Below are 26123 nucleotides of genomic sequence, written 5' to 3' on the forward strand. Positions count from 1 at the left end.
TATGTTGATTTTAATTGCCGAAGACGACGAGCTAATTTTGCGCACTGTAGAACACAAGCTAGTAAAGGAAGGACACGAGGTTGTTTTGACCAGAAATGGGCAGGAAGCTATTGAAAAGATTGAGGAATTGGATTTTGATCTGGTTGTAACGGATATCATGATGCCATTTGCATCGGGCATTGAAATTCTTTCGGCGATCAAACGCCATGGAAAAAAAGTCCCTGTCATTGTGTTATCCAGCATGGGACAGGAAGAAGTGGTTGTTGATGCCTTTGACCTAGGTGCATCGGATTTTATGGTTAAACCATTTAGTCCAAACGAACTGATTCTGAGAATAAAACGCTTAACAAATAAATAGACTGCGATGAGTTTCCCTTCTATTGTCCTGCACGAGCTTATCCTGGCGATTATCGTCGTCTTGATTCTGGTTCTGCTGCTGATTATTACGGTGTTGGGCTATAGCTTTTATAGTTATAGAATCTTACACAATCGACACACCTGGAGACAGATCATTGAGTATAAGATTATGGAGACGATCGTGGGAAGCGATGGGAATGACGAACAAAACCGGGAGTTCAGCAGATATCTAAAGGAGTCTTCATTTCGTGTACTTTTTTTGGAGATATTGGTGGATTCTGGCCGAAAATTTTCAGGGGCAGCCAAAAAAGCCATCGATGGGTTGTTTTTTGATTTTAAATTGGAAGACGAAGCCTGGCGAAGACTACGACAACGGAAAGCCTATCTCGTGGCTGGCGGTATACAGGAACTGGCTGAGATGAATATTGAAGCAGCAATTCCGGAGATAAAAGCTAAACTAAAGGATGATCGTGCCCTAGTTTATCAAGAAGCACAATATGCCATGGTGACTTTCTTGGGTTATGAAGGCCTGGAATTTCTGACTCATTTTGATAAACCGCTATCAGACTGGCAGCAACTACGCCTACTGTCCTCAATTCATCATATACCTGAACTTTCAGATGTTCAGGTTTACACCTGGCTAAAGAGCACAAATGATTCGGTCGTTATATTTACCTTACGTCTTATCCGTAAGTTTAGACTGATGGCATTTTATCCGGCGATCTATGCGTTACTTGATCATGTTGCCACGTCTGTTCGTGTACAGGCAATACGGACAATGCAAGCCATTGAAAACAGCGCGACGATCGGACAGTTTATAACATGCTTCGATCAACAGCCCATTGAAGTCAAGCTTGAAATTTTGAAATCCATGAAGGTGGCCAGAAGCAAGGAAAGTGAGGACTTTTTGAAGAAACAATTGCTGGATCATCCCGAGACCTCGATTAAAATTTCGGCGGCTGAGGTGCTCGTGGTTTTAGGCGAAGAGCAATATCTACGCGAAATTTCGCAAAGGACAGATACTTACGACGAACTTATACAGATTATTAAACACGCTTTGCAAGAGAAAAAATGTTAGAATTCTCCCATATCGTCTATGAAATTGTAGTTTGGCTATTTTTGCTTTATTCTGCAGCTCTATTTATTATCTATACATGGATAGGTCTATATGCCTATGGAGGAGTATTTCGTTATAAACATAAAAATGCATTTACCGATTATGGTATTATCGCCACCAATCCCAATGCACCTACCTTCAGTCTGATTGCACCAGCCTACAACGAGGGCATGACCATCATCGAGAATGTACGCTCTTTACTATCCCTATATTACCATAATTTGGAAATTATCATTGTGAATGACGGGAGCAAGGATGATTCCATGCAGAAATTGATTGCGGCCTATGAGCTCGAACCTACTTCATTTTTCGTGCAGGGAAATATTGAAACCAAGGCAATCCGAGGAATCTATAAAAGTAAAAATCCAGCCTTTAAAAAACTTATCGTTGTCGATAAAGAGAATGGTGGTAAAGCGGATGCACTCAATGTTGGTGTTAATATTTCTGCTGGTGATTATATCGTCTGTATTGACGTGGATTGTATTCTGGAACAGGATGCGATCTTGAAATTGGCTAAGCCATTTTTGGAACAAACAGACAAACGCGTTATCGCCTGTGGTGGCGTAATACGTTTGGCCAATAATTGCAATGTGGTGAATGGCTCTGTGAGGGATGTGAATCTTCCGAAGTCCTGGTTGGGACGAACACAAGCTTTGGAATATATCCGTGCCTTTATTTTGGGTCGGATGGCTTGGTCCAGGGCTTCCGGATTGATATTGATTTCTGGGGCATTTGGGGCTTTTGATCGTCAGATCGTTTTGGCTTGCGGTGGTTATGACAGAAATACGGTGGGTGAGGATATGGAACTTGTTGTTCGTATGCGACGCTATATGGAAGAACAGAAACAGGCCTATGAAGTCGTTAATATTCCGGATCCCTTGTGCTGGACAGAAGTGCCGGAGTCAAAAGAGGTCTTGCGTAAACAGCGTAATCGTTGGATGAGAGGTACCATGGAGACCTTGTGGAAGCACCGCAAGCTGATGTTTAACCCACGATATGGCCGTTTTGGTATGATCAGTATGCCTTATTGGTTTTTCTTTGAGTTTTTGGGCCCTATTGTCGAGTTTACGGGTTACATCGTTTTCGTGATCTTTTTTATTTTAGGAATTATTAACTGGCCCTTCTTCCTCGCCTTGTTTGCGTTGGTCATTGCTTCTGGAATTTTATATTCGATCTATGCCATCTTGATTGATCTTGTTAGTCATCAGGTTTATACAAGGAAACGAGAGCTCTCCACCTTAATTGCAACCGCTGTTCTTGAACCGCTATATTTTCACCCCATTGTCGTTAAAGCCGGTGTCCAGGGCGTGGTTGATTACTTTCGCAAGCAACATGGCTGGGGTGAAATGACAAGACAAGGCTTTCAGCAAAAAGAGGTGAATGAGTCGGTGTGGACATACATTGGAAAGCGGTTAATTTCGGCATTGCGGGGAATAGGTCCTGTCATGCTGGTTTTCTTTGTGCTGTATATGTTGTCCATTGGAATAGAATGGTGGTGGTATGGCCGACGTTTTGCCCAGCTTGCCGAAGCGGGGGCAGGGAAATACCTTCTTGTAGATAACCTGCTTTTTGCTTTCCAGGTATTGGGCTGTGTGGGTATCGGGTATTTATTGCTTCAGTTTTTAAGCAGCTTCTGGGCAAGGATCCTGTCGGTGCTGTCGCTTTCAGCTATTGTTGTCATCCAATTTATCCTGTTTTTGTATTTCGGAGAATCGAGAAATTTGCTCGGAGCAGATATGTTTTATTACAGTTCCGAAGAGATGAAGCAGATTTTGGAAGCCAGCGGCATGTTGAATTTTACAAATATCGCTTTGCTTTTACTATTGATTGTGATTGCCTGGGTTCCCCTTTGGATGGCCAATAAACAGACTTTTAAAAAGGTTTATGTGGGCATTGCATGCCTGTCTTTGGGCTTTGTATCCTGTTTTATTTCTTCGGCTTCGATTTTGGGAAATGCTTCGGCAAAAGACGAATTTGTGGCCAATGCAAGCCGTAGCAAATGGCGGTATTTTTTTGAATCCAATTTATCAGATTATGTAGAGGAACGTCCCGGAATGTTGGCTGCCCTGTATCAAGATGATGTGGATCCAAAGGTGTTGGATAGTAAATTTCCTTTTTTGAAAGCTGAAGATACCAAAGATTTTCTGGGAGCTTATTTAAAGAAGACGGCAAAGGCGCCGAATTTGGTTATCCTTGTTATTGAAGGTTTAGGACATGCCTATAGTTCAGAAAATGGCTATATTGGTAACTTTACGCCATTTATAGGCACATTAAAAAAACAATCTTTGTATTGGGATAATAATATAAGTTCCTCCGGACGGACATTTTCCGTATTGCCTACCCTAACCGGTTCATTGCCTTTCGCCGTGCATGGTTTCCTCGAACAGGATACATTGCCAGATCACTTTAACCTGTTCAATATTCTGAAGCACAATGGTTTCAATACGGGATTTTTCTATGGTGGTCATTCTAATTTCGATTTCATGAAAAAATTCATGGACTATAATCAAATCGATAAGCTCATTGACCAGGATGCTTTTGGTCCACCGTATAAAAAATTACCGGAAAAGGGGGGTGAAAGTTGGGGATATGAAGATCAGGCCGTGTTTAGTAAATTGCTAGAAGTACAAAAAGTGCAGGAGAATCCCTATTTCCACGTCCTGCTGACACTGTCTACACACAATCCATTTTTGATTAATAACACAGCCCATTATGAGCAGTTATTTGAACAGCGAATTGCATCCGCGGAGCTGTCGCCGACACAAAAAAAGTGGGCTCTGGAAAACCGGGCCCAGCTTGTTTCGGTCTTAAATTTGGATGATGCAATGGAACAGTTTTTTAAGGAATATAAAAAAAGGCCGGATTTTGCAAATACCATTTTTGTTATTACAGGAGACCACGCCATGCCGGAGATTCCTTTGCAAAGCAAAATCGACCGTTATCATGTGCCATTATTGATTTATTCGCCGCTTTTAAAAGAACCCAAGACCTTTCACAATTTTGTGAGCCATTTTGATGTGGCCCCTTCGTTGCTGGCCTATTACCGTGAAAATTTTGCCATAAAAACTCCCCGTCAAGTGACATGGATCGGTCATGGTCTTGATAAAGGTGCGTTGGCAAAAGGAGAAGGGATTGGGATGATGCAGAGCAAAAATCAGTTGAACGATTTTGTGCGCGGCAATTATCACCTATCTGAGGGACAATTGTATAGATTGGACGGAAGGCTCGATGAGGATATTGCCTCGGATGATGCAAAAGAAGAATTGTCAAAGCACTTTGAATTGTTCAAGCGCAAGAACAAATTATTTTATACTCAAAAACGGTTGTTACCAGACAGTGTTTATGCCAATTATTTTGGGTCTTTGAAAAAAGACTAAAATTTGCGGATATAACCCAGAATGATATCCAGTTGGTTTCCTTTTTCTTTTGGTCGGAATTCTTGGTTATAATAGGTGCCCGAGATCGAGAATAGGTTACTTTGTTTGACCGAGAAATTGTACTCAGCACCTACTTTGAATGTCTTTAATTTGTATGGAGCGTTGTCCAATAGATTATTCCGGTTTTCCTCGGGACTCAAACCTGTCCCGGCACTAAATCCGAAGTAATCGTTTGCACCTTTTGTATAGTAGCGCACTGTGCCGGTATAAGATTGGGAAATATTCTTCTCGCCGGGAGTGAGGTATGTTCTCAGATTGAACCAGAAATTTTGGTAGTATTTTCCGACAGAAGCTGTATACATCCAGATATTGTCGCTGAAATAGAGTTGCCGGTACCCAATTTCCCCTTCAAAACTATGCGGTAAGTTGGCGTATAAGGAGACACCTGTACGGTATTTGGCAAATATGCCCACATTATTGGAGTAAGCTGCTCCAACATAGAGATAAAACAACTCGGACAGTCGTGGGTAAGCTTCCATTTCAAACTGTACACCGTTCTCCGCAAATTTATTCGCATAATTTGTTCTAAAGATCACAGATCCGATGGGAGTAGCACGTTTATAGCTCAGGCCAACGATGTGCCAGTTATTGTCAAACTGCTTGTCAAAATAGACGAAATTATAGGTTAGGCCAATGGCGTTTTTAGCGGTATATTCCTCAATGTTTTTGGCCAAAGATCTCGCTTCCGCATTCTTTGGATCGATTTTGAGGAGTTGATGGACAGCGTTTTCGGCGACCTCGTAGTGACTGGCGCTATAGTTGATCTTCGCTTTTAACAAAAGCAGATCCTGTGATTGTGGATGAAAACCCAGCCCTTTGTCGGTCAGCTGGCTGGCTTTCTCAGCCCGGTCGTTCCAGTACTCCAGCGCGGCATAGGCTAAAAAGAAGTCTTCATCTTTCGTGTCTTTTAAATCCAGCTCATTAAAGAGTGTCCGGGCGGAGTCAATCTTGTCCGACCAAGTGTAAAGGCGTCCGAGGAAAATGCTGATGTCTGTATAATCTGGTGCCTGTAGCAATGCCTGTTTCGATAATCGAATGGCCTGCGGATAATCTTTTGAATCAAAGGCTACTTTGCGCGCTTTGGCAAAGAGATCATCAGCAGTGATTTTTGTCTCTTGGGCAGTTGAAAATAAAGGTAATAAAGCGAGGGATAGTAACGGATAGATTACTTTTTTCATTCCAGATTGTATAGTTGACATTTTAGCTTGCTAATATATAAACTAAAAATAGGAAATATTGTTTGCTAATGCTTGTTTTAAAAATGAATTTTCATGATAAATGAGGAGCTCCCTGCAGGCAGGCGAGCTCGTTAAGTCATATTTTAAAAAGAAAGCTTCGAAAAACGCCAATGCAGCGTATCGACAAGGGTCAGTTGATTAGCGTCTACAGGCAGCCCTGCGGCCATTTTGAGTACCTGCATGGCCATCATGCTCCCTATTATTCCCGGTAAGGGACCCAGCACACCATTTTTATCACAGTTGGGCACCTGTTCGGGGGGAGGAACTGAGGGAAACAGGTCGAGGAGATGTTTGCTGCCCTGATAATTAAATACTGCCAACTGTCCCTCAAATCCGTGTATACTTCCATAGACTAAAGGCTTGTTAAGCGTTAGACAGGTCTCATTGAGCAGGTAACGCGTCTTAAAGTTGTCGCAGCAATCCACAATGATATCATAAGGTCGAAGAATTTCTGCTGCATTGTCAACATCAATTTTAACCTGCAAGGGCCGGAAATCAATCGTACTGTTGTGCCGTTGCATAAAGTCAACGGCGCTGCTGGTTTTGGTTTTATGGAGCTGCTTTTCGCCATGGATCACCTGCCTATTGAGGTTATGTAGTTCTACCCGGTCAAAATCGGCCAAAGCAAGCACACCAATGCCAGCAGCTGCCAGATATTGCAATACCGGACTCCCCAGCCCGCCAGCTCCAACGATCAGTACTTTGGCATTCATGATTTTTCGTTGTCCCGAAACACCAATTTCCTCGATAAAGATTTGTCGGCTATAGCGTTCGAAAATTAAATCCTCTTTCATCCATTTAGCGAATTAGTCCTGAATAAGTACTTTCCCAATCCTTCATCACAGGTGCGTATCCCATTTTTCGGATTTGATTTTTTATGGTTTCCATATCCCGCTCGTCGCTGACCTCAAATTGCTCCAGCGCTTGTGGGGCAACAACATACCCGCCGGGGTTTGTTTTGGAAGCCGCACTCATTGTTGTTACTCCGATAGGGATGATATGATCCCTAAAGCTTTCATTTTCCCGGGTAGAAATGGAAATCTCCAGATTTTCATTCCATAACCGGTAAGCACAGATTAATTGCAGCAGATGTTTGTCCGAAAGATGAAAATTGGGAGCGACGGAACCTGCTGCCGGCCGCAGTCGCGGAAAGGAAATGGAGTACCGGGTCTGCCAGTAGTTTTTTTGTAAATAGGCAATGTGAGCCGCGGTAAAGAAGCTGTCTACACGCCAATCTTCCAGTCCGAGTAACACCCCTAATCCGATTTTATGGATCCCCGCCTGCCCGATGCGGTCCGGAGTGTCCAAACGGTAATCAAAATTCGATTTCTTGCCTTTGGGATGGTATTTCTTATATACTTCCCGATGATAGGTTTCCTGGTACACTAGGACTGCATATACACCCGCAGCCTGTAACAATTGGTATTCCGTTAATTCAAGAGGTTGTACCTCGATGGATATTTGGGAAAAATGAGGTTTAAGCAGCTCAATCGCCTGCAGGAAATAATTAATTTCCACGGTCTTGTTTGCTTCACCGCTGACTAATAGGACATGGTTGACCCCCATGGATTTGAGTGCCATCGCTTCCAGTAATAATTCAGTGTTGCTCAACGTTTTTCGGCGAATCTTGTTGTCCATGCTAAACCCGCAGTAAGTGCAGATATTCTGACATTCATTGCTGAGGTAGAGAGGAGCGTAGAGTTGTATCGTCTTGCCAAAGCGCAGTTGTGTGATCTGCTGTGCCTTGACAGCCATTTGCTCCAGATAAGGTGTTGCGGCCGGTGAAATAAGGGCGATGAAATCATTGAGTGTCAAATTATCCCGGTTTAATGCATGGCGGACATCCTGATCCGAGGTCCCATAAATCTTTGCCTGGACTTCTTCCCAGCGATATTGCGCGAGTAGCTTTTTAAAATCAGTCATGGTTTTGGATCAATCGAATAAAAATGAAGTGAGCGGACTTGAACTGACTGCCCGCGAAGTAATGGGCCCTAATCCTGCTTCATAAGCCTCGCGCCCGGCACTGACTGCTTGCTTAAATGCCGCGGCCATCTGTACCGGATTATTGGAAATGGCAATTGCCGTATTGACCAGTACGGCATCCGCACCGATTTCCATCGCTTTAGCAGCATCAGAGGGAGCCCCAATTCCGGCATCAACGATTACCGGGACATTGCTTTCCTCGATAATAATTTCCAGAAAGTCTTGGGTACGAAGCCCTTTGTTGCTACCAATCGGTGCACCTAGGGGCATGACAACGGCGGTACCTGCGTTTTCCAGACGTTTACAAAGTACAGGGTCTGCATGAATATAAGGCATGACGACAAAGCCCAGTTTTGCCAGCTCCTCTGTCGCACGTAAAGTTTCAATCGGGTCAGGTAGCAGATAGCGGGGATCGGGATGAATTTCCAGTTTTACCCAGTTTGTTTCCAGCGCTTCTCTGGCCAGCTGGGCCGCTAAAACCGCTTCCGCCGCTGTTCTGGCACCCGATGTATTGGGGAGTAAGTCTATTTTTGTTAGGTCGAGTGCAGCCGTCAATTCGTCTTGCACGGCGAGCTGATCGATTCGTTTTAATGCAACGGTAACGAGTTGTGATCCGGAAGCCCTAACGGCCGCGCTCATCTCATCTAGATTGCCGAATTTGCCCGTTCCCATAAATAATCTAGATTCAAAGCTGCGATTGGCTATGTGTAATATGCTCATTTTAAAAGATTTTTAATGGATGAAATAATATTTGGTGTCTGGGTGATCAGTCCTGATACCGCTACACCATAAACCCCTGTTTCTGTTAAACGTTGGATATCTTCGAGGCTGCTGATCCCACCGATGGCGTAGATCGGAACAGGAGTAAGCCCCTGCCGACGGATTTCCCGGATGATATGTTCATATCCGGCAATGCCCAATAGTGGACTGAGCTTTTGTTTTGTATAAGTATGTTTATAGGGGCCGAGTCCGATGTAATCACATTTTTCAGCTATCCGCTGTTGCACATCTTCCAGACTATTTGCTGTCCCGCCAATAATCTTTGCTGCTCCCAACAACTGGCGAGCTTCAGCTATACCGCAATCAGTTAAGCCCAGGTGTACACCATCGACATCCAACTCCTTTGCTAGCTGCACATGATCGTTGATGATACATTTGGCTCCAAAGTGCTGGCAAACCTGTAGCATTTGCTGCGCGAGCAGCGAGAATGCAGATTCATCTGCTTGTTTCCATCGGATCTGAATCCATGTGGCACCTGCATCCAAAGCTTTTAAGATGTTATTCTTTTGGTCTGCCAAAGTCAGTCCCTGGGAGATATATTGTAGTTTTTCGAGCATAGCTGTTTGCATGTGATAAAATGTTGAATAGGGTCGGGATCTTGCCATAGAGCACCCAATAAGGCGATTCCATTTGCTCCTGCCCGGAAGGGAAGCAGGCAGTTGGCGGCTGCTATCCCTCCCAGACCAATTAAGCGAACATCAAAATTGGACCGTAGTGGCAGCTGATTCAATAGTGCATTTTCCCGGCCATAGCCTATTTTTGAGATGCTTGGAAATAAGGGACTTAAGAAGGCATAATTCCAGCGTGTGTCCAAGGCATTGAACTGACTGATATGATGGACCGAAGTCGAATAGATGTTCCCGAAATGATGCCGGTCGAACAGGCCGCTTTGCCGATGATGTTCGTTGAAGTGAATTCTGCCGATTTGAAGTGCATCTGACAGCTGCGGATGGGAGTGGAGAACCAGTCGATCGCGGTATGTGGCATCTATAGATTCCACATACCGGTACATCTGCTCATCTGTGAAATGATATTTTCGCAGATGCAGTAGATCGAGCCCCTGTTCAAAGAGATGATGTATGATGTCCATTTCCGGGGCAACTTCCTCCGCTGCTGTCAATGCAATGATCATAAGTAGATTTCCTTTCCTTGGGCGATGAATTCCTGCGATTTTTCCAACATGCCCTGTGCGGCGGTATCCCGGATTTCCTGTGTAATTTTCATCGAACAGAATTTCGGCCCGCACATGGAGCAGAAATGGGCTACTTTGGCAGCATCCGCGGGCAGTGTTTCGTCGTGATATTCGCGGGCGGTATCCGGATCAAGGGATAGGTTAAACTGATCCTCCCATCGAAATTCAAATCTGGCCTTACTCAGCGCATTGTCGCGGTACTGCGCCCCGGGATGTCCTTTGGCCAGATCTGCCGCATGGGCGGCCAGTTTGTAGGTGATGACACCGTCTTTCACATCTTTTTTATTTGGGAGTCCAAGGTGCTCTTTTGGTGTTACATAGCAGAGCATGGCACAGCCATACCAGCCGATCATTGCCGCGCCAATAGCCGAAGTGATGTGGTCATATCCCGGTGCAATATCAGTGGTCAGCGGGCCTAAGGTGTAAAACGGCGCCTCGTCACAACATTCCAGCTGCTTTTCCATGTTCTCTTTGATCAGCTGCATAGGAACGTGGCCAGGCCCCTCGATCATCACCTGTACATCATGTTTCCAAGCGATCTTTGTCAACTCACCCAGGGTTTCGAGTTCGGCAAATTGGGCAGCGTCATTGGCATCTGCAATAGCGCCCGGACGCAAGCCATCACCGAGCGAAAAAGCAACATCATACTGCTTCATGATCTGGCAGATCTCTTCAAAATGCGTATAAAGAAAGTTTTCCTGATGATGAAAAAGACACCATTTGGCCATAATGGATCCACCTCTTGATACGATACCGGTCACGCGCTTTGCTGTTAAATGAATGTAGCGCAGTAGGACACCGGCATGGATGGTGAAATAAGAGACACCCTGTTCAGCCTGTTCAATCAGCGTATCCCGGAATATTTCCCAAGTGAGATCTTCGGCAACCCCTTTCACTTTTTCGAGCGCCTGATAGATCGGGACAGTGCCTATCGGTACAGGTGAATTGCGGATAATCCATTCACGGGTTTCGTGGATATTTTTTCCTGTGGACAGATCCATGATGGTATCGGCACCCCAACGGCAGGCCCATACTGCTTTTTCAACCTCTTCTTCGATGCTGGAGCTGACCGCACTATTGCCGATGTTGGCATTGATTTTTACCAGAAAATTACGACCGATAATCATTGGCTCGCTTTCTGGATGATTGATATTGTTCGGAATAATTGCTCTGCCGGCAGCGATTTCCTCCCGGACAAACTCCGGTGTAATGTATTTTTCGGCAGTCCGGGCGCCAAAGTTCTCACCCGGATGCTGGTGATCCATACCAGGGGTACTTTCAGCCAGCTGTGCTATCCGTTGATTTTCGCGAATGGCAACATATTCCATCTCCGGCGTAATGATACCTTTTCTGGCATAATGCAATTGCGTTACATTTTTTCCTTGCACAGCAACCTTGGGTTTATGGCTGTAGGCAAAACGAAGTTCGTTCAGTGTTGTATCCGCCAGACGCTCCTGACCGTAAGTCGAGCTGATGCCCTCCAGCTGTTCCACATCCTTGCGGTCCAGGATCCATTGGTCCCGAAGGCGGGGAAGCCCCTTGCGGATGTCAATTTCCTGCGTCCCGTCTGTGTAGGGACCTGAGGTGTCGTATATGGTAATGGGCGGATTTACTTCGATCTGACCATTGCTCAATTTGGTAGGACTCAACGAAATTTGACGCATGGCCACTTGGATAGGATAGAGCGTTCCGGGGACAAAAACCTTGGTGGAATTTGGAAAAGCGGTCTGTGTGATTTTTTCTGATGTCATGTGCATGGGGAATTAGGTATATTGAATTGAGTATGTTCAATGGGGTTAACCACCTTGTGTAGCAGTAATAAGCAAGATCTGGTCGCTGGATTGCAGATGGGTTTTGGACCAGTCGTCTTTGGGAATAACCCGGTTGTTGAGCGCTACAGCGACACCTTGTGTTTTATCAGAAAGCTCAATCTGTAAAAGATCGGCTAAAGAGTTGGGCGCGGGGTCGAAAAATCGGATTTGATGATTGATTGTAAGTTCCATTCCTTTTTATTTTTTTGGTAAAACTTTAGGAATGGCCACAACAAGATACAAAAATGTATCCGGAAGACAGCTTACTTTTCCCTACGCCAGTATGATCTGGATCAGGTTATAAGGGTAAAATCTCAGCCTGCAAATGCAGACACCCCTAAAGTCGGAACTAATATAGGACTATTTTGATGAAAAATCCAAAACATCGTCACTAATTTTAAATACTTCCCCGCAGGACAGTACAGTTTACTATGTTGAAAATAATTAATATATTCGTTTTTGGATCAACTAAAACAATTTAACAACTCTTGTTGTTCCGCTGAATTCATTCATGATCGTTCAGGATTTAAATTCAATTCTATTGTGGGAAAAGCAAGAAACCAACATGTATAAACCAACTATGCGGAAGAGTTTACTGATAATGACGCTGAGCATGAGCTCAGTCCTATATGCACAGCAGCGAAAAGAATGTGTACCCATTGGGCTCAGCTGTGAACATCTCCAAAATCCATTGGGTGTAGATAGGCCCAGTCCTCGTTTGAGTTGGCAGCTGGCTGATAAACGGCAGGGAGCAAAACAATCGGCTTATCAAATTATGGTAGATACAGATTCAATGGCATTGGTGAAAAATAAACCCGGTATATGGAATAGTGGCAAGCAGTTAAATTCTGACATGTTGATCCATTACAAGGGGAGGGCATTGAAACCGCAGACAAAGTATTTTTGGAAAGTCCTGGTCTGGGATAAAAATGGACGGCCAGGCACGTCTTCCATTGCTTCATTCGAAACCGGTATGATGGGGGTGGAGCACTGGAAAGGAAAATGGATCAGCGATAACCACAGTATCCATGAACAGCCTGCACCTTATTTCAGAAGAGCATTTAAAGCTGCCAAACCGATCAAATCGGCTCGTGCTTACATTGCTGTGGCGGGACTTTATGAGCTTTCCGTAAATGGCGAGAAAATCGGCGATCACAGGCTGGATCCGATGTATACCCGATTTGATAAACGTACTTTATATGTGGTGGAAGACGTCACCCGGCAACTTCAGCAGGGAGACAATGTCCTCGCCGTCGTCTTGGGAAATGGTTGGTATAATCATCAGCCTCTGGCGGTATGGGATTTTGACAAAGCCCCTTGGCGCGACCGCCCGACATTTTGTTTGGACCTGCGTATTGTCTATCAGGACGGCAGTGAGGAAACAATAAGCTCGGATCAAAGCTGGAAAACTGCTGCAGGACCTATCCGCTACAATAATATTTATACGGGCGAGCATTATGATGCGCGTCTGGAGATGCCGGGATGGGATATGCCGACCTTTGACGACAGCCAGTGGCATACTGTTCGGTATCGGAAGCCGCCCTCCACAAACATTACCTCACAACAGACGGTACCCATACGCCTTGTTAGATCGTATGAACCGAAATCAATGAAAAAGATCAATGACAGTACCTATGTCTTTGATATGGGGCAGAATATGGCTGGTCTGACAAAGATCAAGATGCGAGGGAAGGCCGGAACTGTGGTCAAGATCAAACATGGCGAACGATTGCATGCAAATGGACGCCTGGACCAGTCCAATATTGATGTTTATTATCGTGGAAATAAAGAATTGGAACCCTTTCAAACCGATATTCTGACGCTAAGCGGTAAGAAGGAAGATGAATTTATGGCGAAATTTGGCTATAAAGGTTTCCGCTATGTCGAAGTGAGCTGCAGTGAACCGGTAGTGTTGGAGAAGTCGGCTGTTATGGCTTATTTTATGCATAGCGACGTGCGTCCAATTGGCCAGCTGAAAACCTCCTCTGCCCTGATCAATGGATTATGGGAAGCAACCAATAACGCCTACTTATCCAATTTGATGGGCTATCCCACGGACTGTCCGCAGCGGGAGAAAAATGGCTGGACAGGGGATGGTCACCTCGCCATTGAAACAGCTTATTATAATTTTGATGGCATCACGGTTTACGAGAAATGGATGGCAGATCATCGGGACGAGCAACAGGAAAATGGTGTGTTGCCGGATATCATTCCCACGGGGGGCTGGGGGTACGGTACGGCAAATGGCTTAGACTGGACAAGCACCATTGCTATTATTCCATGGCAGACCTATCTGTTTTACGGCGATGCAAGCCTATTGGCAGAATGTTATGACAATATAAAACGTTATGTGGATTACGTAGACGGAATCAGTCCAAGTGGACTGACCACCTTTGGTCGGGGGGATTGGGTACCGGTCAAATCGCAGTCCAATCTTGAACTTACCTCATCAGTGTACTTTTACGTGGATGCAAGGATACTGGCTTCCGCTGCAAAGATGTTTGGAAAAACAGCCGACCAGCAGAAATATGAACAATTAAGCCAAAAGATCAAAGATGCCATCAACGCCAAATTTTTGGATACTGAAAAGGGGATTTACAGCACGGGAACTCAGACCGAGCTAAGTGTACCTTTATATTGGGGGGTGGTACCAGAAGCGATGAAAGCCAAAGTCGCTGCCAATCTAAATAGCAAGGTAGAAGAGACCAATTTTCATCTGGATGTAGGGGTGCTGGGGGCGAAAGCACTCCTGAATGCACTGAAGGAAAATGGTTATGACGAAACGGCCTATAAAGTCGCGGTACAGGATACCTATCCCTCCTGGGGATGGTGGATTGTCAATGGGGCGACTACCTTGCTCGAAAACTGGGATCTGAATGCCACGCGGGATATCTCTGACAATCACATGATGTTTGGTGAAATCGGAGGCTGGTTTTTCAAGTCCATCGGCGGCATTCTGCCGGATCCGGCGCAGGCTGGTTTTAAACATGTGCTATTAAAACCCATTTTTCCGAAGGAACTTAAGGAGTCTTCCATTACTTATAACTCGCCCTACGGAAAGATTGTGTCCAGCTGGAAATCGAACGGAAATAAGGTCGAATATCGGGTGGAGATACCGGCAAATGCCAGGGCAACCTTTTATCCGCCAGCAAATATCCGCAATGGTAAAGTAATCCAATTGGAGGCAGGGAGACATGACTTAAATTTGGAATTGAAATAAGTGGTCTGGTAAACAGATTTTTGAATAATTTAAGAAATCAATAAATTATCGTTGTTGGTAGATCGTTCCTTCGTCTTATTTTCGGATCTTATTCGGACAGTCTGCGTTATTGACCAAGGTTGAGGTATTGACCAGATGTTGACCAGTGATTTCCTGACCAACATCTAGCCGGAATCTGACTATACTCCGAATTTGGTGCGAAGAAAAGTGTGACTTAAATATGGAATAGCATATAAAACAATAAAGCCCATCATCTGATGGGCTTTATTGTACCTAGGGCGGGAATCGAACCCGCACTCCCTTAACGGGAACAGGATTTTAAGTCCTGCGTGTCTACCAGTTCCACCACCTAGGCAGGTGAGCGAAAAACGAGATTCGAACTCGCGACCCCAACCTTGGCAAGGTTGTGCTCTACCAACTGAGCTATTTTCGCATGGAATTTATTTTTTCAAGTATTTCAGAACGTCGCGTTCTGTTTCTTTTGGTGGTGCCAGCTGGATTCGAACCAGCGACACAAGGATTTTCAGTCCTTTGCTCTACCAACTGAGCTATGGCACCTTTTCAATGCTAGACGTTTGTCTTATTGATGCTGCAAATATAGAGGGATTATTTGAAATACAAAAAGCAAAAGTGCTTTTTTTTGCGTTTAAACGCCAACCTGTTGATTCCTAAGCGGAAAAAATAAAGGGCTATTCGATCTGAATAGCCCTCTAATACTGTCTAGGTGGATCTGATTAAGATAATTTACCTACTTCTAATACTAAATCAACGATTTTGTTTGAATACCCCCACTCGTTGTCATACCAAGATACAACCTTAACGAAATTATCATTCAAAGAAATTCCAGCTTTAGCATCGAAGATTGAAGTACGTGCATCACCTAAGAAGTCAGTTGAAACAACCTCGTCCTCTGTGTAACCCAAGATACCTTTCAATTCACCTTCAGAAGCTTCTTTCATCGCAGTTTTGATCTCTTCGTATGAAGCACCTTTGTTTAGGCGTACTGTTAAGTCAACAACTGAAACGTCAGCAGTAGGAACACGTAGCGACATACCTGTCAGTTTACCTTTCAATTCAGGAAGGACAAGACCTACAGCCTTAGCAGCACCTGTAGAAGAAGGGATAATGTTTTGGTAAGCTCCACGGCCACCTCTCCAGTCTTTTACAGAAGGACCATCCACGGTTTTTTGCGTAGCTGTTACTGCATGTACAGTAGTCATCAAACCTTCAACGATACCGAATTTGTCATTCAATACCTTAGCGATAGGCGCCAAACAGTTTGTTGTACAAGAAGCATTCGAAACGATATGTTGATCAGCTTTTAATTCTTTGTGGTTTACACCCATAACGAAAGTAGGTGTATCATCTTTTGCCGGAGCTGACATCACAACTTTTTTCGCACCTGCATCAATGTGTTTTTGAGCTAACTCTTGTGTCAGGAAGAAACCTGTAGATTCGATGATTACTTCAGCACCTACTTCATTCCATTTCAAGTTTGCCGGATCTTTTTCAGCAGTCACACGGATTGTTTTGCCATTCACGACCAAGTTACCGTCTTTCACCTCTACGGTACCGTCAAATTTACCGTGAGTTGAATCGTATTTCAACATATAAGCCATGTAATCCGGCTCAACTAAGTCATTGATACCAACAATTTCAATTTCTGGACGATTGATAGCAGCTCTGAATGCTAAACGACCAATACGGCCAAATCCGTTAATTCCAATTTTCATATTCTTAATTTTTATTGATATAATATTTAATTAAATTATGTATCGGCTCCTTGACTACGGTGCCAATACTGATATTAAATTCATCTGTTGCTACCTCCCGGAGGATGTTTTCATAATTGAATGCCACCGAACCCGTAAAATTCACATCACTATCCGGATACTCCTTCATTAATGGCTTAATATAGGTTTTAATGAAAATACGTAATCCATTTTTGATCAGCTGATTGATAAAGAGATGCTCCTTGTTTTCAAGTACAAAATCCGTAAATGAATTTAAGAAGTTAGTGGGTTGCGGTGCGATATACACCTTCTCCAAAATACTTTTCTTATCCAGGGTAAACTCTTTCTCCAATTTTTCTTTCAGATCGAGTGGGAGGGTGTCTGTCATATAGTGTTTCAGCAACTGCTGGCTATTCCAGTTTGTCGCCCCTTCGTCCGCGAGGATATAGCCCAAGCCGTAGTTGTTCTCTATGATTTTCTTGCCGGTATAATAAGCCGCGTTCGATCCGCTTCCAATGATGCCCACAATGCCTTTTTCATCCCCGAAAGTTGAAATTGCCGAAGCAATGACATCGTGGTCAACCTTGACCCTTGCGTTGACAAAGAAGCGTTCGAAGACATTTTTGATTTTATCTTTGCGTTCCTTGGAGGAAGAACCGGCACCAAAAAAATAAATACGCTTAATTTTTTCAGCGTTATTGATCAGATTGGTGTTTCTATTTAAATGCTGTAGTATGGACCTTTCATCCTGAAGATAAGGGTTGATACCATTCATGCGGAATCCGGTGGTTATCCGGCCTTTGTCAGCCAACCGCCAGTCTGAGAATCGAGATCCACTGTATACTACTGCTATCATAGTCTGCTTTGCTTTATGTTATAAAATCTCAGCCATTTCCAATAGATCAGGACTAAGTTTAATTTCCTTGTTGCTGATAGCCTCTTCAATCGGTGTGGTTTTGATTTCATTACCACGAAGCCCCACGGTGATGCGTGTATTGCCCGCTAAAATTTCATTCACGGCAGCAAACCCCAATCGACTGGCTAATACGCGGTCGAAACTCGTCGGAGATCCACCACGTTGTAAATGCCCTAATATACTAACTTTCGTATCGTAATGATCAAATTTTTCCTTTACTTTTTTTGCGACATAGTATGCACCACCATTTTGGTCACCTTCAGCAACAATAACAATGGACGAGGATTTCTTTTTAATCGCACCATCTTCCAAGTGACGGATTAAGTCATCAATAGCTGTCTCTTTCTCCGGAAGTAGGATGGCCTCTGCACCACCGGCAATTCCAGCGTTTAATGCGATACATCCCGAGTCTCTGCCCATGACTTCAACAAAGAAAAGGCGCTCATGGGAGGCAGCCGTATCTCTGATTTTATCAATGGCCTCGATAACGGTGTTATTGGCTGTATCATAACCAATGGTATAGTCAGACCCGTAAAGGTCGTTGTCAATCGTTCCGGGGATACCTACAATGGGAATCTCAAATTCTTTGGAGAAGAAATTCGCACCGGTAAAAGTTCCGTCACCACCGATCACCACCAAAGCATCAATTTCTGCTGCCTTCAAATTATCGTAAGCGATTTTTCGTCCTTCAGTTGTTTTAAACTCAAGACAACGCGCTGTTTTTAATATCGTACCACCACGCTGTATGATGTTGCTCACTGAGCGGGTATCCATTTCTTTAAAATTTCCGTCAATCAGACCTTGATAACCCTGATAAATCCCAGTTACCTGGAGGCCCTTATGTAGCGCTGTACGGACAACAGCACGAATGCAAGCATTCATGCCGGGTGCGTCACCGCCAGATGTTAATACGCCTATTTTTTTAATTTCTTTTATCACACTCTATATTTTAGGTTTTACGAATATAAGATTTTTATAGTGTATATTCTACACTTTGAATAAATTTTTCATTATTTTTTTGCGCATCACGTTTAGGAAGCGTATAATTGTTACAGATAACCCGATGATTAGTAGCCGATAAATTTAGCTCAGTATAATGCACATAAATAAATTTAGAAGTTTTGTATAGTAATTTTACCGTAGACTGTGTCATATTAGGCTTTCATGAAGGAGAATTAAAAGTTCTTTTGGCTGAAAGAAATGAATATCCTTTTAAGGATTGGTGGGCATTGCCAGGCTTTTTCGTGGATAATGACGAAGAGATGGAAGATGCCGTAAAAAGAATTTTGTATGAAAATACAGGTTTGAAAGATGTATTTATGGATCAGTTACATTCTTTTGCGGGTCTCAAACGGCACCCAAAAGGACGTATTCTGACCGTAGCTTATTATGCCCTTGTCCAACTTGACAATACAAAATTAAAAACAAAGCCTGTTACAAATTACATGAAACAGGCAAAATGGTTTCCGGTGAGAAATGTTCCCGAACTGGCATTTGACCATAAGCAGATTTTGGACCTATGTCTGGAAAGATTGCAGCGTCGTCTGGCCTATAAACCGATCGCTTTTGAATTGTTACCTGAAAAATTCACCCTCACCCAGTTGCAATTGGTGTATGAGGGAATATTAAATAAAACATTGGATAAACGCAATTTTAGAAAGAAAATGCAGAATTACGGTTTTCTAAAGGAACTGGATGAAGTTCAGACCGGAGTTGCTTATCGGGCGGCCCGTCTGTATAAACTGGATAAAAGAAAATTCCTCAAACATTTTCAGAATACTGTAGCGTTTTAATCAAATCTGAGTTATTATGGGCAAGGCAAACTTCTAAAGTTTGCCTTTTTTGTTGTCAATTAAGTATCAAATTATTATCGATTTCAAAATATATTTTGTGCGAGATGTTACTTTTTATATTTTTGAACAATTTCTGATAAAAGTCAGAAAGTAGAAAGGAGTTTTTTGAAGAATGGAAGATAGAAAAGACCAGATCATTGATGCTGCCATAAGACGCTTTATGCATTATGGATTTAGTAAGACAACAATGAATGAAATTGCGGAGGATATAAAAATCACCAAGGCGAATTTATATTATTATTACTCGGAAAAGAATGCGCTTATACGTGACGTCATTATACGTTTGACCGATACGTACCGGGAGGAGGAGGAGAAGTTGGTTGCCATACATAAAGGTACAACCTACGAACTGATTATGAAGATCCTGGAATTAAGAGATGCATTTGTACGTAAGTATTATATGTTGCACATGAACGAGAACCTAGAGTGGATTAAAGGGCTTTCGATGCAGGATTTCTTTCAGTGTCTCCATAATCGTGATGTAAAGGCGCTCTATGAAATATTTAAGGTAGGCGCGGAGAAGGGGGAACTCAACGAAGAACATTTGTATGAAACAGCGGAAATCTATGTTGAACTGATGAAGAGTCTATCCTTGATGTGTAATATTTCAGATATCATTTCTGGGATACCAAATCAGGATCGTTTTGATGAAGTATTACAGAAACAGAAGTTGGCTACGAAGCTGTTTTTTAATGGTATAAATAAAAAGTAGATATAAAATTAGGACAAATAAATTAGGAATGAAAACAATCAGAATACTAGCCAGCCTTTTATTAGGTACGATGGTTTTCCAAAGTCATGCACAGCAGCAATTAAGCCTAAGTGATGCGATCAAATTTGCTCTGCAGAATAAAGCTGATGCAAAAAAAGCAACACTCGATGTGCAGAATGCGGAGCATAAGATCGCTGAGGTTAAATCGGGCGCATTACCACAGATCAATTTTACGGGGGGAATAACGTATAATCCCATGATTCAAAAAGTTGCATTGCCCGGTGAGCTTGTCGGTCAGCCTGGAACAACAGTAATGGCCGCTTTCGGACAAAAATGGCAATCAACAAATTCGATAAGTTTGAATCAACAATTGTTTAATCAAACAGTATTTACCGGATTAAAGGCCGCGAAAACCACACGCGAATTTTACCTGATTAATAAAACGTTGACGGATGAACAGTTAATTGAAAAAGTAGCCAATAGCTATTATGATGTTTATCAATCCAAATTACAATTAAAAACAGTTGATAATAACTTAGAAAGCACGACCAAAACAAGAGACGTGATCGAAGGTCTATATAATAATGGATTAGCCAAGAAAATTGATCTGGATCGTACAAATGTAGCGGTTACAAATCTAAAAGCATCTAGACAGCAGTTGATTAATGCAGTTGAACTTAAAGAAAATGCACTTAAATTTGTTATTGGTATGTCCATGGATGAACAGATCGTCATGCCAAGCTCAACCTTTGAAACCGTTGCGTTAAATGCCGTTTATAATCCAATTGATGTTTCCAATAGAACAGAGATTCAGGTGCTTACGAAGCAAAATGACTTATTGGAGCTCAATAAAAAAGCCGAGATTTCAAAATATTATCCAACATTGTCACTGACTGCTAATTATGGACGTCAAGGTCTGGGGCCAGTATTTCCTATATTTTCAAAGGCTGAAGGTGTAAACTGGTCTAGTTTCTCGGGAATCGGCTTGAATTTATCCGTTCCTATTTTTAATGGTTTCTTGACAAAATCCAAGGTCCGTCAAGCTCAGATCGATATTGATAAGCTTCAGGTTGATATCGCTGATACAAAATTAGCGCTGAGTATGGCTGCGGAAAATTCCAAAGTGCAAATCAAGAATACACTTTTGACGATTGAGTCGAATCGCAAAAATGTGGATTTGGCTAAGTCCGTCCTGGAGGATACAAACAATAACTACAAGAACGGTTTGGCGACGTTGACAGATCTACTGGACGCAGAGAAAGCTTATGCTGATGCACAAAATAATTTAAATACGTCTTTGCTTGATTATAAGGTGGCTGAAGTTCAACTGATTAAAGCAAACGGCAATCTCAAATCACTAATTAACGAATAATTGACTAATACGATATGAAACGCGGAATTATTACCCTACTTATTATTGCTGCTGGTCTTGCAGGAATATTTTTTGTGTTAAATAAAAATAAAAAGAAGAACGAAGCTGAGACTGCTGAAGTCGCCAAAACCAATGCGTCTATTGCCGTTCGTATTGATACCGCAAAGGTCGCTTCGATGGATTTGCGTTATACTGCGAATGGAACCTTTGCACCGAAGCAAGAAGTAACGGTCTCTGCAGAAACTGCCGGTAGAGTAGTTAAGGTATTGGTCGATGAAGGATCACGTGTGAGTGCCGGACAAACATTGGCGATCATTGAAGGAGATAAGCTGAATGTCAATGTAGCGAATGCTCAGGCAGCCTTTACCAATGCCCAGGCTGACCTGCATCGTTTTGAAAGCGCTTATTCTACGGGAGGCGTTACCAAACAGCAATTGGATCAGGTGAAATTACAATATGAAAATGCCAAAAATAATTTAAAGGCTTCAAAATTGAACGCAGGCGATGTAACCATCAAAACATCTGTTTCAGGAGTGGTCAATGCACGTAAAATAGAACCCGGAACTTATTTAAATATTGGAGCTGCAGCATTCGATATCGTGAATGTAGGCACGTTAAAATTACGTGTGAATGTGGATGAGAAAAATGTGGCAACGTTAAAAATCGGTCAATCTGTGGATGTGTCTGCAAGTGTTTATGCTGACCAAAGATTCACTGGTAAAGTGACATTTATCGCGCCCAAATCGGACGGAAGCTTAAATTTCCCAGTGGAAATTGAAGTCAATAACTCATCCAATCAATTGCGTGCCGGTATGTATGGCACAGCGATTTTTGGCGAGGGTGTTGCCGGCAATACCTTGATCGTGCCCCGTAATGCATTTGTCGGTAGTGTGAGCGACAATAAAATATTCGTGCTTAAAAATGGTAAAGCAATCGAAACCAATGTGAAATCCGGAAGGAACTTCGGCGATTATATTGAAATTTTGGGCGGCCTGCAAAATGGTGATCAAGTGATTGTTTCTGGTCAAATCAATTTGTTTGATCAGAGCCCTGTTGAAATTATTAAATAATGTTTACTGAAAACCAGTAGCAAATGAAGTCGTGGTTTCATTACCATTAAAAACAAATAATTCTAATGAAAATTACCGAAATATCGATAAAACGTCCCAGTATAATTATCGTATTATTTATAATACTCACATTAGGCGGGTTGTTTTCCTATACTCAATTAGGGTACGAGTTAGTCCCTAAATTTGAGATCAACGTCATCACAGTGCAGACGGTTTATCCGGGGGCATCCCCCGCGGAGGTGGAGAGCTCTGTCACCAAGAAAATTGAGGATGCTATTTCATCCTTGGAAAGTATCAAAAAAGTAGAATCGACCTCGCTTGAAGGGGTGTCGATCGTTATGATTACCCTTAACAATGGCGCTGACGTCAACTTTCTGCTTACTGATGCCCAGCGGAAGATAAATGCCGTCATAAACGACTTGCCTGATGATGTGGAGACACCCTCCCTGTCCAAGTTCTCGTTGGACGATGTCGCGATCATGAGTTTGGCTGTTACCTCAAACTTGTCCGAGAAAGAGTTATACGACCTCCTGGACAATAAAATCCAGCCTGTGTTTGCACGTATTAATGGGGTTGCAAAAGTAGACATGATTGGTGGTGAAGAACGTGAGATCCAAATTTCTGTGGATCCTAAGAAAATCGAAGGTTATGGATTGACAATCTCACAGGTGCAACAAACTGTAGCAGCATCTAATTTGGATTTTCCTACAGGTAACGTAAGCACGCGTGATAATAGAACCACAATCCGGTTAGCGGGAAAGGTTACCTCAATTGAGGAGCTACGTAACTTGCCGATTACAACTCCGGCAGGTATTCAGATCTATTTACGTGATATTGCAGACGTTCAGGATGGTATCAAAGAAATTGAAAAAGTAGCTCGTTTGGACCGCCAGAATACTATTTTGTTGCAGGTCTTTAAACAATCGGATGCCAATGCAGTAGCTGTATCCGAAGCGGTAAAGAAAACCATCGCGGTACATGATAAAAATGGAAAGGTAATTAGCGGGGTTGAGAAGGATTATGCTGCGCAAAATATTAAAATTTTGGTGGCCAATGACTCTTCAGATTTTACCTTGAATGCGGCTGACAACGTAATCCATGATTTGATGATCGCAATTGCATTAGTAGGTTTTATTATGTTGTTTTTCTTACAGAGTTTGCGAAATGCTGCAATTACAATGGTGGCGATTCCGCTGTCGTTGATTGCAACCTTCATTGGCTTACTTTTGATGGGCTATACGTTAAACTTGATGTCACTGTTGGGTTTATCCCTTGTGGTGGGTATCCTGGTGGATGATGCGATCGTTGTTATCGAGAATATTCACCGCCATATGGAGATGGGTAAAAATAAGGTGCGTGCGGCATTTGATGGTGCTTCCGAAATTGGATTTACCGTTACGGCGATTACTTTGGTTATCGTGGTGGTGTTCTTGCCAATCGCGATGTCTACAGGACTGGTTGCAAATATCCTGGCACAATTCTGTGTGACCGTGATTATCTCTACCATGTTATCTTTACTTGTTTCATTCACGGTAGTTCCTTGGTTGTACTCACGTTTCGGAAAACTTGAACACTTGAGCAAAACATCTTTCTTTGGACGCATAATACATGGATTCGAGAGTGGTTTGACCGCGTTTACGCATTGGGTATCGGGATTGTTGGTGTGGTCTTTAAAAACACGATTGACTAAACTGGCTACGCTAGGTCTTGCGATAGGACTTTTGATTGCTTCATTTTCATTGGTAGTGAAGGGCTATATCGGTTCGGATTTTTTTCCGGGTATCGACCGTAAGGAATTTTTTATCCAATTGGAACTCGATAAAGACGCTTCCTTAGAAAAAACTAACTTATTGACACAGAAAGCTGAGGCTTATCTTAAATCCAAGCCAGACGTTAAAGAAATAATCACTACGGTCGGACAATCTTCGGATGGTATGGCTTCCACTACAGGATCTCGTTATAAATCCGAAATACATGTTATTCTGGACAAGGAGAATTTTGAAGGAAATTCTCAGGTGTATTCCGCAACCTTAAAACGTGAATTGGAAAATAAACTGATTGGTGCCAAGGTTAAAACTGTGAACGTTGGTATTATGGGAGCTGAGCAGGCGCCATTGAAGCTGACCATCATTGGTGCCTCGGTCGAAGACGCGCAAGAATTTGCGGAGAAAGCTGCGGACCAATTGCGCAAAATTCCGGGAGCTGCGGGAGTAAAACTGACCTCTGAAGCGGGTAACCCAGAGATCAATGTGAAAATTGACCGTAATAAAATGACATCCCTGGGCTTGAATGTATCGACCGTTGGTATGACTATGCAAACTGCATTTTCGGGAAATACCGATAATAAATATAGGGCAGGGGATAACGAGTATGATATTAATATCCGTTACACCGAAAGTGGTCGTGCAAATATCGACAATGTGCGTGATTTAAAGTTTATTAACAATAAGGGTGCTTCGATTTCATTGGAGCAATTTGCCAACGTCACTTATGGTTCTGGCCCCACTTTGTTGGAACGTCGCGACAAGTCGCCGGCAGTATCCATTCAAGGACAGGCCATCGGTAGACCAATGGGTACCGTAGCGCAAGAGTGGCAGGCACAGTTTGAAAAATTGCCGCGTAAACCGGGAATCGTATTTATTTGGGGTGGTAACATGGAGAACCAAACCGAAGGTTTTGGAACTTTAGGAATTGCCTTATTGGCATCTATTATCCTGGTATATTTGGTAATGGTTGCTTTGTATGATAGTTTTATCACTCCATTTGTTGTCTTGTTCTCTATTCCATTGTCATTTATCGGGGCATTATTGTTCTTGGCTTTGGGAAATCAAACGTTGAATATATTCACGATTTTGGGTATCATTATGCTGATCGGACTGGTAGCCAAGAATGCGATTATGCTGGTGGACTTTGCTAACCATCGTAAAGAAGCAGGAGATACCACCCACGATGCATTAGTTGCAGCAAACCATGCTCGTCTTCGTCCGATTTTGATGACGACAATCGCAATGGTATTCGGTATGATTCCAATAGCTATCGCCACAGGTGATGGTGCCGATATGAATAGAGGTTTGGCAATCGTAATTATTGGTGGTCTGTTGTCCTCTTTGTTCTTGACGCTAGTTGTCGTCCCAGTTGTCTATTCAATCTTCGATAGCTTGCAACGTCGTTTCGGAAAAAAGGAAAAGACTGATTATGAGGCGCTCATGGTAGAAGATTACGACCATGTTGATGTCGCAGAACATTAAACATATATCAATTTTACAAAAGAAAGGAGGCTAAGTTATTGGCCTCCTTTTTTTTGTATTAAATTTAGGTTAATCAATCGATTG

At 42.9% G+C, this 26123-nt stretch carries 20 protein-coding genes, 3 tRNA genes and 1 riboswitch; of the genes, 9 read left to right on the top strand and 14 right to left on the bottom strand.

Annotated features, from left to right (window positions below):
• Window position 1 precedes the first annotated feature (1 nt).
• The 3 genes from D7322_RS05040 to D7322_RS05050 are packed head-to-tail and all read left to right on the top strand — an operon-like array spanning window position 2 to window position 4851.
• Window positions 2–358, top strand: a complete 357-nt coding sequence (locus D7322_RS05040; protein WP_121121887.1) for a response regulator transcription factor — start codon at window positions 2–4, stop codon at window positions 356–358.
• 6 nt (window positions 359–364) lie between these two features.
• Window positions 365–1435: a HEAT repeat domain-containing protein gene (locus tag D7322_RS05045; RefSeq protein WP_121121889.1), complete on the top strand. Its 1071-nt coding sequence runs from the start codon at window positions 365–367 to the stop codon at window positions 1433–1435.
• A complete protein-coding gene (locus D7322_RS05050) occupies window positions 1429–4851 on the top strand; it encodes a sulfatase-like hydrolase/transferase (protein ID WP_121121891.1) in 3423 nt (1140 codons plus the stop codon). Before D7322_RS05045 ends, D7322_RS05050 begins: the two co-directional genes overlap by 7 nt.
• Here the strand turns inward: D7322_RS05050 and D7322_RS05055 are convergent.
• From D7322_RS05055 to thiS, 8 genes are all read right to left on the bottom strand, one after another.
• Window positions 4848–6089 (bottom strand): YaiO family outer membrane beta-barrel protein, encoded by a 1242-nt coding sequence (locus D7322_RS05055; protein WP_121122133.1) that lies wholly within the window; start codon window positions 6087–6089, stop codon window positions 4848–4850. The two genes, D7322_RS05050 and D7322_RS05055, sit on opposite strands and share 4 nt — an antisense overlap.
• 143 nt (window positions 6090–6232) lie before the next feature.
• The gene (locus D7322_RS05060) at window positions 6233–6943 is read right to left on the bottom strand and encodes a HesA/MoeB/ThiF family protein (protein WP_121121893.1); all 711 of its coding nucleotides are present in this window, start codon (window positions 6941–6943) and stop codon (window positions 6233–6235) included.
• 4 nt (window positions 6944–6947) lie between these two features.
• Entirely contained in the window at window positions 6948–8072 is a 1125-nt protein-coding gene (gene thiH / locus D7322_RS05065) for a 2-iminoacetate synthase ThiH (protein WP_121121895.1), read from the bottom strand.
• Window positions 8073–8081: 9 nt separating this feature from the next.
• Window positions 8082–8852, bottom strand: a complete 771-nt coding sequence (locus tag D7322_RS05070) for a thiazole synthase (RefSeq protein WP_121121897.1) — start codon at window positions 8850–8852, stop codon at window positions 8082–8084.
• Window positions 8849–9481: a thiamine phosphate synthase gene (gene thiE, locus D7322_RS05075; RefSeq protein WP_245971256.1), complete on the bottom strand. Its 633-nt coding sequence runs from the start codon at window positions 9479–9481 to the stop codon at window positions 8849–8851. The genes D7322_RS05070 and thiE overlap by 4 nt, the downstream gene beginning before the upstream one ends.
• Window positions 9433–10044: a thiamine phosphate synthase gene (locus D7322_RS05080; RefSeq protein ID WP_121121901.1), complete on the bottom strand. Its 612-nt coding sequence runs from the start codon at window positions 10042–10044 to the stop codon at window positions 9433–9435. Before D7322_RS05080 ends, thiE begins: the two co-directional genes overlap by 49 nt.
• Window positions 10041–11855: a phosphomethylpyrimidine synthase ThiC gene (gene thiC / locus D7322_RS05085; RefSeq protein WP_121122135.1), complete on the bottom strand. Its 1815-nt coding sequence runs from the start codon at window positions 11853–11855 to the stop codon at window positions 10041–10043. The genes D7322_RS05080 and thiC overlap by 4 nt, the downstream gene beginning before the upstream one ends.
• A gap of 45 nt (window positions 11856–11900) precedes the next feature.
• A complete protein-coding gene (gene thiS / locus D7322_RS05090; RefSeq protein WP_121121903.1) occupies window positions 11901–12107 on the bottom strand; it encodes a sulfur carrier protein ThiS in 207 nt (68 codons plus the stop codon).
• A gap of 61 nt (window positions 12108–12168) precedes the next feature.
• Window positions 12169–12264, bottom strand: a riboswitch (TPP riboswitch).
• Between the two features lie 231 nt (window positions 12265–12495).
• On the opposite strand from thiS, the gene D7322_RS05095 reads away from it, so the two are divergent.
• Complete coding sequence (locus D7322_RS05095) at window positions 12496–15135, top strand: alpha-L-rhamnosidase (RefSeq protein WP_121122137.1); 2640 nt, start codon at window positions 12496–12498, stop codon at window positions 15133–15135.
• Between the two features lie 270 nt (window positions 15136–15405).
• Here D7322_RS05095 and D7322_RS05100 read toward each other — a convergent pair.
• The 6 genes from D7322_RS05100 to pfkA all read right to left on the bottom strand — a co-directional run bounded on the left by D7322_RS05100 (window position 15406) and on the right by pfkA (window position 18720).
• Window positions 15406–15490, bottom strand: a tRNA-Leu gene (locus D7322_RS05100).
• Between the two features lie 5 nt (window positions 15491–15495).
• A tRNA-Gly gene (locus D7322_RS05105) sits at window positions 15496–15568 on the bottom strand.
• Window positions 15569–15617: 49 nt separating this feature from the next.
• Window positions 15618–15693 (bottom strand) — tRNA-Phe (locus D7322_RS05110).
• Between the two features lie 176 nt (window positions 15694–15869).
• Window positions 15870–16868, bottom strand: a complete 999-nt coding sequence (gap, locus tag D7322_RS05115) for a type I glyceraldehyde-3-phosphate dehydrogenase (protein ID WP_077434877.1) — start codon at window positions 16866–16868, stop codon at window positions 15870–15872.
• 4 nt (window positions 16869–16872) lie between these two features.
• Window positions 16873–17724, bottom strand: coding sequence for a hypothetical protein (locus D7322_RS05120; RefSeq protein WP_104382338.1), 852 nt, complete (start codon window positions 17722–17724; stop codon window positions 16873–16875).
• An 18-nt stretch (window positions 17725–17742) separates the two neighbouring features.
• The gene (pfkA, locus tag D7322_RS05125) at window positions 17743–18720 is read right to left on the bottom strand and encodes a 6-phosphofructokinase (protein ID WP_371412046.1); all 978 of its coding nucleotides are present in this window, start codon (window positions 18718–18720) and stop codon (window positions 17743–17745) included.
• 185 nt (window positions 18721–18905) lie between these two features.
• On the opposite strand from pfkA, the gene D7322_RS05130 reads away from it, so the two are divergent.
• The 5 genes from D7322_RS05130 to D7322_RS05150 all read left to right on the top strand — a co-directional run bounded on the left by D7322_RS05130 (window position 18906) and on the right by D7322_RS05150 (window position 26039).
• On the top strand, window positions 18906–19577 hold the full coding sequence (locus D7322_RS05130) for an NUDIX hydrolase (RefSeq protein WP_077434873.1): 672 nt from the start codon (window positions 18906–18908) through the stop codon (window positions 19575–19577).
• A 172-nt stretch (window positions 19578–19749) separates the two neighbouring features.
• Window positions 19750–20349: a TetR/AcrR family transcriptional regulator gene (locus D7322_RS05135; RefSeq protein ID WP_121121905.1), complete on the top strand. Its 600-nt coding sequence runs from the start codon at window positions 19750–19752 to the stop codon at window positions 20347–20349.
• Between the two features lie 28 nt (window positions 20350–20377).
• On the top strand, window positions 20378–21721 hold the full coding sequence (locus tag D7322_RS05140; protein ID WP_121121907.1) for a TolC family protein: 1344 nt from the start codon (window positions 20378–20380) through the stop codon (window positions 21719–21721).
• Window positions 21722–21735: 14 nt separating this feature from the next.
• On the top strand, window positions 21736–22791 hold the full coding sequence (locus D7322_RS05145; protein WP_121121909.1) for an efflux RND transporter periplasmic adaptor subunit: 1056 nt from the start codon (window positions 21736–21738) through the stop codon (window positions 22789–22791).
• Between the two features lie 65 nt (window positions 22792–22856).
• A complete protein-coding gene (locus D7322_RS05150; RefSeq protein ID WP_121121911.1) occupies window positions 22857–26039 on the top strand; it encodes an efflux RND transporter permease subunit in 3183 nt (1060 codons plus the stop codon).
• Window positions 26040–26123: the final 84 nt, after the last annotated feature.

Origin of the sequence: Sphingobacterium puteale (assembly GCF_003627955.1) — a bacterium.
GTDB classification, from domain to species: domain Bacteria; phylum Bacteroidota; class Bacteroidia; order Sphingobacteriales; family Sphingobacteriaceae; genus Sphingobacterium; species Sphingobacterium puteale.

Excerpts from the sequence above, each read along its gene's own strand:
- D7322_RS05040 (WP_121121887.1), top strand. The coding sequence starts at position 2 with ATGTTGATTTTAATTGCCGAAGACGACGAGCTAATTTTGCGCACTGTA.
- D7322_RS05045 (WP_121121889.1), top strand. The coding sequence starts at position 365 with ATGAGTTTCCCTTCTATTGTCCTGCACGAGCTTATCCTGGCGATTATC.
- D7322_RS05050 (WP_121121891.1), top strand. The coding sequence starts at position 1,429 with ATGTTAGAATTCTCCCATATCGTCTATGAAATTGTAGTTTGGCTATTT.
- D7322_RS05055 (WP_121122133.1), bottom strand. The coding sequence starts at position 6,089 with ATGAAAAAAGTAATCTATCCGTTACTATCCCTCGCTTTATTACCTTTA.
- D7322_RS05060 (WP_121121893.1), bottom strand. The coding sequence starts at position 6,943 with ATGAAAGAGGATTTAATTTTCGAACGCTATAGCCGACAAATCTTTATC.
- thiH (WP_121121895.1), bottom strand. The coding sequence starts at position 8,072 with ATGACTGATTTTAAAAAGCTACTCGCGCAATATCGCTGGGAAGAAGTC.
- D7322_RS05070 (WP_121121897.1), bottom strand. The coding sequence starts at position 8,852 with ATGAGCATATTACACATAGCCAATCGCAGCTTTGAATCTAGATTATTT.
- thiE (WP_245971256.1), bottom strand. The coding sequence starts at position 9,481 with ATGCAAACAGCTATGCTCGAAAAACTACAATATATCTCCCAGGGACTG.
- D7322_RS05080 (WP_121121901.1), bottom strand. The coding sequence starts at position 10,044 with ATGATCATTGCATTGACAGCAGCGGAGGAAGTTGCCCCGGAAATGGAC.
- thiC (WP_121122135.1), bottom strand. The coding sequence starts at position 11,855 with ATGACATCAGAAAAAATCACACAGACCGCTTTTCCAAATTCCACCAAG.
- thiS (WP_121121903.1), bottom strand. The coding sequence starts at position 12,107 with ATGGAACTTACAATCAATCATCAAATCCGATTTTTCGACCCCGCGCCC.
- D7322_RS05095 (WP_121122137.1), top strand. The coding sequence starts at position 12,496 with ATGCGGAAGAGTTTACTGATAATGACGCTGAGCATGAGCTCAGTCCTA.
- gap (WP_077434877.1), bottom strand. The coding sequence starts at position 16,868 with ATGAAAATTGGAATTAACGGATTTGGCCGTATTGGTCGTTTAGCATTC.
- D7322_RS05120 (WP_104382338.1), bottom strand. The coding sequence starts at position 17,724 with ATGATAGCAGTAGTATACAGTGGATCTCGATTCTCAGACTGGCGGTTG.
- D7322_RS05135 (WP_121121905.1), top strand. The coding sequence starts at position 19,750 with ATGGAAGATAGAAAAGACCAGATCATTGATGCTGCCATAAGACGCTTT.
- D7322_RS05140 (WP_121121907.1), top strand. The coding sequence starts at position 20,378 with ATGAAAACAATCAGAATACTAGCCAGCCTTTTATTAGGTACGATGGTT.
- D7322_RS05145 (WP_121121909.1), top strand. The coding sequence starts at position 21,736 with ATGAAACGCGGAATTATTACCCTACTTATTATTGCTGCTGGTCTTGCA.
- D7322_RS05150 (WP_121121911.1), top strand. The coding sequence starts at position 22,857 with ATGAAAATTACCGAAATATCGATAAAACGTCCCAGTATAATTATCGTA.